This is a genomic window from Paenarthrobacter sp. FR1 (genome assembly GCF_051106045.1).
Lineage (GTDB): Bacteria > Actinomycetota > Actinomycetes > Actinomycetales > Micrococcaceae > Arthrobacter > Arthrobacter nitroguajacolicus_A.
Window position 1 is genome coordinate 1 of the sequence record NZ_JBPFSF010000021.1, and the last position, 5,333, is coordinate 5,333.

The following is a 5,333-nucleotide window of genomic DNA, read 5'->3' on the forward strand; positions in this document are numbered from 1 at the left end:
AATGTGTATGGAAATCTCATCTTGAAGCGAGCTTCCCGCTTAGATGCTTTCAGCGGTTATCCCATCCGAACGTAGCTAATCAGCGATGCACTTGGCAGTACAACTGACACACCAGAGGTTCGTCCGTCCCGGTCCTCTCGTACTAAGGACAGCCCTTCTCAAATTTCCTGCGCGCGCAGCGGATAGGGACCGAACTGTCTCACGACGTTCTAAACCCAGCTCGCGTACCGCTTTAATGGGCGAACAGCCCAACCCTTGGGACCTACTCCAGCCCCAGGATGCGACGAGCCGACATCGAGGTGCCAAACCATGCCGTCGATATGGACTCTTGGGCAAGATCAGCCTGTTATCCCCGAGGTACCTTTTATCCGTTGAGCGACGGCCATTCCACAATGTACCGCCGGATCACTAGTCCCGACTTTCGTCCCTGCTTGAGATGTCTCTCTCACAGTCAAGCTCCCTTGTGCACTTACACTCGACACCTGATTGCCAACCAGGCTGAGGGAACCTTTGGGCGCCTCCGTTACTTTTTAGGAGGCAACCGCCCCAGTTAAACTACCCATCAGGCACTGTCCCTGACCCGGATCACGGGCCGAAGTTAGATGTCCAAAGTGACCAGAGTGGTATTTCAACGATGACTCCACCCGAACTGGCGTCCGGGTTTCAACGTCTCCCACCTATCCTACACAAGCCACTCCGAACACCAATACCAAACTATAGTAAAGGTCTCGGGGTCTTTCCGTCCTGCTGCGCGTAACGAGCATCTTTACTCGTACTGCAATTTCGCCGAGTTTATGGTTGAGACAGCGGGGAAGTCGTTACTCCATTCGTGCAGGTCGGAACTTACCCGACAAGGAATTTCGCTACCTTAGGATGGTTATAGTTACCACCGCCGTTTACTGGGGCTTAAATTCTCAGCTTCGCCACAAGTGGCTAACCGGTCCTCTTAACCTTCCAGCACCGGGCAGGAGTCAGTCCGTATACATCGTCTTGCGACTTCGCACGGACCTGTGTTTTTAGTAAACAGTCGCTTCCCCCTGGTCTCTGCGGCCCACACCCGCTCACGGAGAGCAAGTCTCCATCACGGGGCAGGCCCCCCTTCTCCCGAAGTTACGGGGGCATTTTGCCGAGTTCCTTAACCATAATTCTCTCGATCGCCTTGGTATTCTCTACCTGATCACCTGTGTCGGTTTGGGGTACGGGCGGCTAAAACCTCGCGTCGATGCTTTTCTAGGCAGCATAGGATCACCGGATCCCCCCTTACGGGAGTCCCATCAGATCTCAGNATCCCCCCTTACGGGAGTCCCATCAGATCTCAGGATCGTGCTCGAAACACACAGGAACGGATTTGCCTATCCCTGACCCTACATCCTTGGACCGGGGCAACCATCGCCCGGCCCGGCTACCTTCCTGCGTCACACCTGTTAATACGCTTACCTCCCGGGATCAGGTCCCGCGCTCGGCCAAAACCCACAACACCACAAGGGTGAGCGGGCAGGCTCCGGGCGGTTAGTATCCCCCGCTTGGCATGGGCGGTTTTTCGCCGGTACGGGAATATCAACCCGTTGTCCATCGACTACGCCTGTCGGCCTCGCCTTAGGTCCCGACTTACCCAGGGCAGATTAGCTTGACCCTGGAACCCTTGATCATTCGGCGGACGGGTTTCTCACCCGTCTTTCGCTACTCATGCCTGCATTCTCACTCGTGTAGGCTCCACCGCTGGTTTCCACCGCGACTTCACTGCCCACACGACGCTCCCCTACCACTCCACACCCCTGAACCACGAAGGCTAGGGTACTGTGTGAAATCCACAACTTCGGCGGTGTACTTGAGCCCCGCTACATTGTCGGCGCGGAATCACTTGACCAGTGAGCTATTACGCACTCTTTCAAGGATGGCTGCTTCTAAGCCAACCTCCTGGTTGTCTTCGCAACTCCACATCCTTTCCCACTTAGCACACGCTTAGGGGCCTTAGTTGGTGGTCTGGGCTGTTTCCCTCTCGACTATGAAGCTTATCCCCCACAGTCTCACTGCTGCGCTCTCACTTACCGGCATTCGGAGTTTGGCTGACGTCAGTAACCTTGTAGGGCCCATCGGCCATCCAGTAGCTCTACCTCCGGCAAGAAACACGCAACGCTGCACCTAAATGCATTTCGGGGAGAACCAGCTATCACGGAGTTTGATTGGCCTTTCACCCCTACCCACAGCTCATCCCCTCCATTTTCAACTGAAGTGGGTTCGGTCCTCCACGACGTCTTACCGTCGCTTCAACCTGGCCATGGGTAGATCACTCCGCTTCGGGTCTAGATCACGCCACTACACTCGCCCTGTTCAGACTCGCTTTCGCTACGGCTACCCCACACGGGTTAACCTCGCGACGTAACACTAACTCGCAGGCTCATTCTTCAAAAGGCACGCCGTCACCAGAATCAGACTGGCTCCGACGGATTGTAAGCACACGGTTTCAGGTACTGTTTCACTCCCCTCCCGGGGTACTTTTCACCTTTCCCTCACGGTACTGGTCCGCTATCGGTCATTAGGAAGTATTTAGGCTTATCAGGTGGTCCTGACAGATTCGCACGGGATTTCTCGGGCCCCGTGCTACTTGGGATCCTCTCCAGGCTGTACACAACATTACGGTTACGGGGCTCACACCCTCTCTGGCCGGCCTTTCAAGACCGTTCACCTATGCCTGCACCTCACCTCACCGGTCCGGCAGAACCAATACGGAAAGTCCCACAACCCCGCCCATGCAACGCCCGCCGGCTATCACACATGGAAACGGTTTAGCCTGATCCGCGTTCGCTCGCCACTACTAACGGAATCACTCTTGTTTTCTCTTCCTGCGGGTACTGAGATGTTTCACTTCCCCGCGTTCCCCCCACGCACCCTATGTGTTCAGATGCGGGTCACACAATCACCTTGCAGCGTTGTGCGGGGTTTCCCCATTCGGACATCCTGGGATCAACGCTCGGTTATCAACTCCCCCAGGCTTATCGCAGATTCCTACGTCCTTCTTCGGCTCCTAATGCCAAGGCATCCACCGTGTGCCCTTAAAAACTTGACCACACAAAGATCAAAAACTTACTCGAGAGAACCACGAGCCACTACGGCCCAAGGTTCATTCATAAGAAATTGCTGTATGGAACACACACCCACCAACCCCCAAAAGGATCAGCACATGCACGTCCCAGATGCTCGCGTCCACTATGTAGTTCTCAAACAACAACCCCATCAACCAGACCACCACCCACCACAACCCACACACGCGGATCGACACAGTGAGCCGGGGAACCGGCCGCAGGAACAAAAGAAACACCAGAAGTGCCCCCCTGCATTGCTGCAAAAAGGTCCTGTTGCCTCAGGACCCAACAGTGCGCCAAACACAACCCCCACACCCCACGCCCCGGCAGCGTTCCACACACCCCCACACCAAAGCGCAGGGACGCCGTACTAACACCAGGACACAACCGGGAAGGCCATGCCAAACAAAAAGTCTGATTCGTTGATATTCCACCCATGAGCACCCACCGCAGAACAGACGCCTGCGCAATGGGCAACACTGACAACCACACCATGCCCGCATGCACGGACACCGATGATTGCAAGCAGCTCCTTAGAAAGGAGGTGATCCAGCCGCACCTTCCGGTACGGCTACCTTGTTACGACTTAGTCCCAATCGCCGGTCCCACCTTCGACGGCTCCCCCCACAAGGGTTAGGCCACCGGCTTCGGGTGTTACCAACTTTCGTGACTTGACGGGCGGTGTGTACAAGGCCCGGGAACGTATTCACCGCAGCGTTGCTGATCTGCGATTACTAGCGACTCCGACTTCATGGGGTCGAGTTGCAGACCCCAATCCGAACTGAGACCGGCTTTTTGGGATTAGCTCCACCTCACAGTATCGCAACCCTTTGTACCGGCCATTGTAGCATGCGTGAAGCCCAAGACATAAGGGGCATGATGATTTGACGTCGTCCCCACCTTCCTCCGAGTTGACCCCGGCAGTCTCCTATGAGTCCCCGCCATAACGCGCTGGCAACATAGAACGAGGGTTGCGCTCGTTGCGGGACTTAACCCAACATCTCACGACACGAGCTGACGACAACCATGCACCACCTGTGAACCGACCGCAAGCGGGGGACCTGTCTCCAGATCTTTCCAGTCCATGTCAAGCCTTGGTAAGGTTCTTCGCGTTGCATCGAATTAATCCGCATGCTCCGCCGCTTGTGCGGGCCCCCGTCAATTCCTTTGAGTTTTAGCCTTGCGGCCGTACTCCCCAGGCGGGGCACTTAATGCGTTAGCTACGGCGCGGAAAACGTGGAATGTCCCCCACACCTAGTGCCCAACGTTTACGGCATGGACTACCAGGGTATCTAATCCTGTTCGCTCCCCATGCTTTCGCTCCTCAGCGTCAGTTACAGCCCAGAGACCTGCCTTCGCCATCGGTGTTCCTCCTGATATCTGCGCATTTCACCGCTACACCAGGAATTCCAGTCTCCCCTACTGCACTCTAGTCTGCCCGTACCCACTGCAGAACCGGAGTTGAGCCCCGGTCTTTCACAGCAGACGCGACAAACCGCCTACGAGCTCTTTACGCCCAATAATTCCGGATAACGCTTGCGCCCTACGTATTACCGCGGCTGCTGGCACGTAGTTAGCCGGCGCTTCTTCTGCAGGTACCGTCACTTACGCTTCTTCCCTACTGAAAGAGGTTTACAACCCGAAGGCCGTCATCCCTCACGCGGCGTCGCTGCATCAGGCTTCCGCCCATTGTGCAATATTCCCCACTGCTGCCTCCCGTAGGAGTCTGGGCCGTGTCTCAGTCCCAGTGTGGCCGGTCACCCTCTCAGGCCGGCTACCCGTCGTCGCCTTGGTAGGCCATTACCCCACCAACAAGCTGATAGGCCGCGAGTCCATCCAAAACCGCAAAAGCTTTCCACCACCACCACATGCGTGGAATGGTCATATCCGGTATTAGACCCAGTTTCCCAGGCTTATCCCAGAGTCAAGGGCAGGTTACTCACGTGTTACTCACCCGTTCGCCACTAATCCCCCCAGCAAGCTGGAGATCATCGTTCGACTTGCATGTGTTAAGCACGCCGCCAGCGTTCATCCTGAGCCAGGATCAAACTCTCCGTTGAAGTAAAACAAAAACAGACACAACCACACCCACCGGAAATAACGGCAAAACGCGGCTGCACAAAATTCGAAACCAGCTGAAAACCAGACCACCACACACGGGGGTGCGCAGCAACCTGGCAAAATTCAACCAATCAAAAAACAATCGGTATCAACAAACTTGGCACACTATTGAGTTCTCAAACAACAGAC

At 55.7% G+C, this 5,333-nt stretch carries 2 rRNA genes; both read right to left on the bottom strand.

Features of this window, described 5'->3' with window-relative positions:
- Positions 1–3,067 (bottom strand): 23S ribosomal RNA (locus ACR30Z_RS22510).
- Positions 3,068–3,620: 553 nt separating this feature from the next.
- Positions 3,621–5,143, bottom strand: a 16S ribosomal RNA gene (locus ACR30Z_RS22515).
- Together the 16S and 23S rRNA genes form the textbook arrangement of a ribosomal RNA operon.
- Positions 5,144–5,333: the final 190 nt, after the last annotated feature.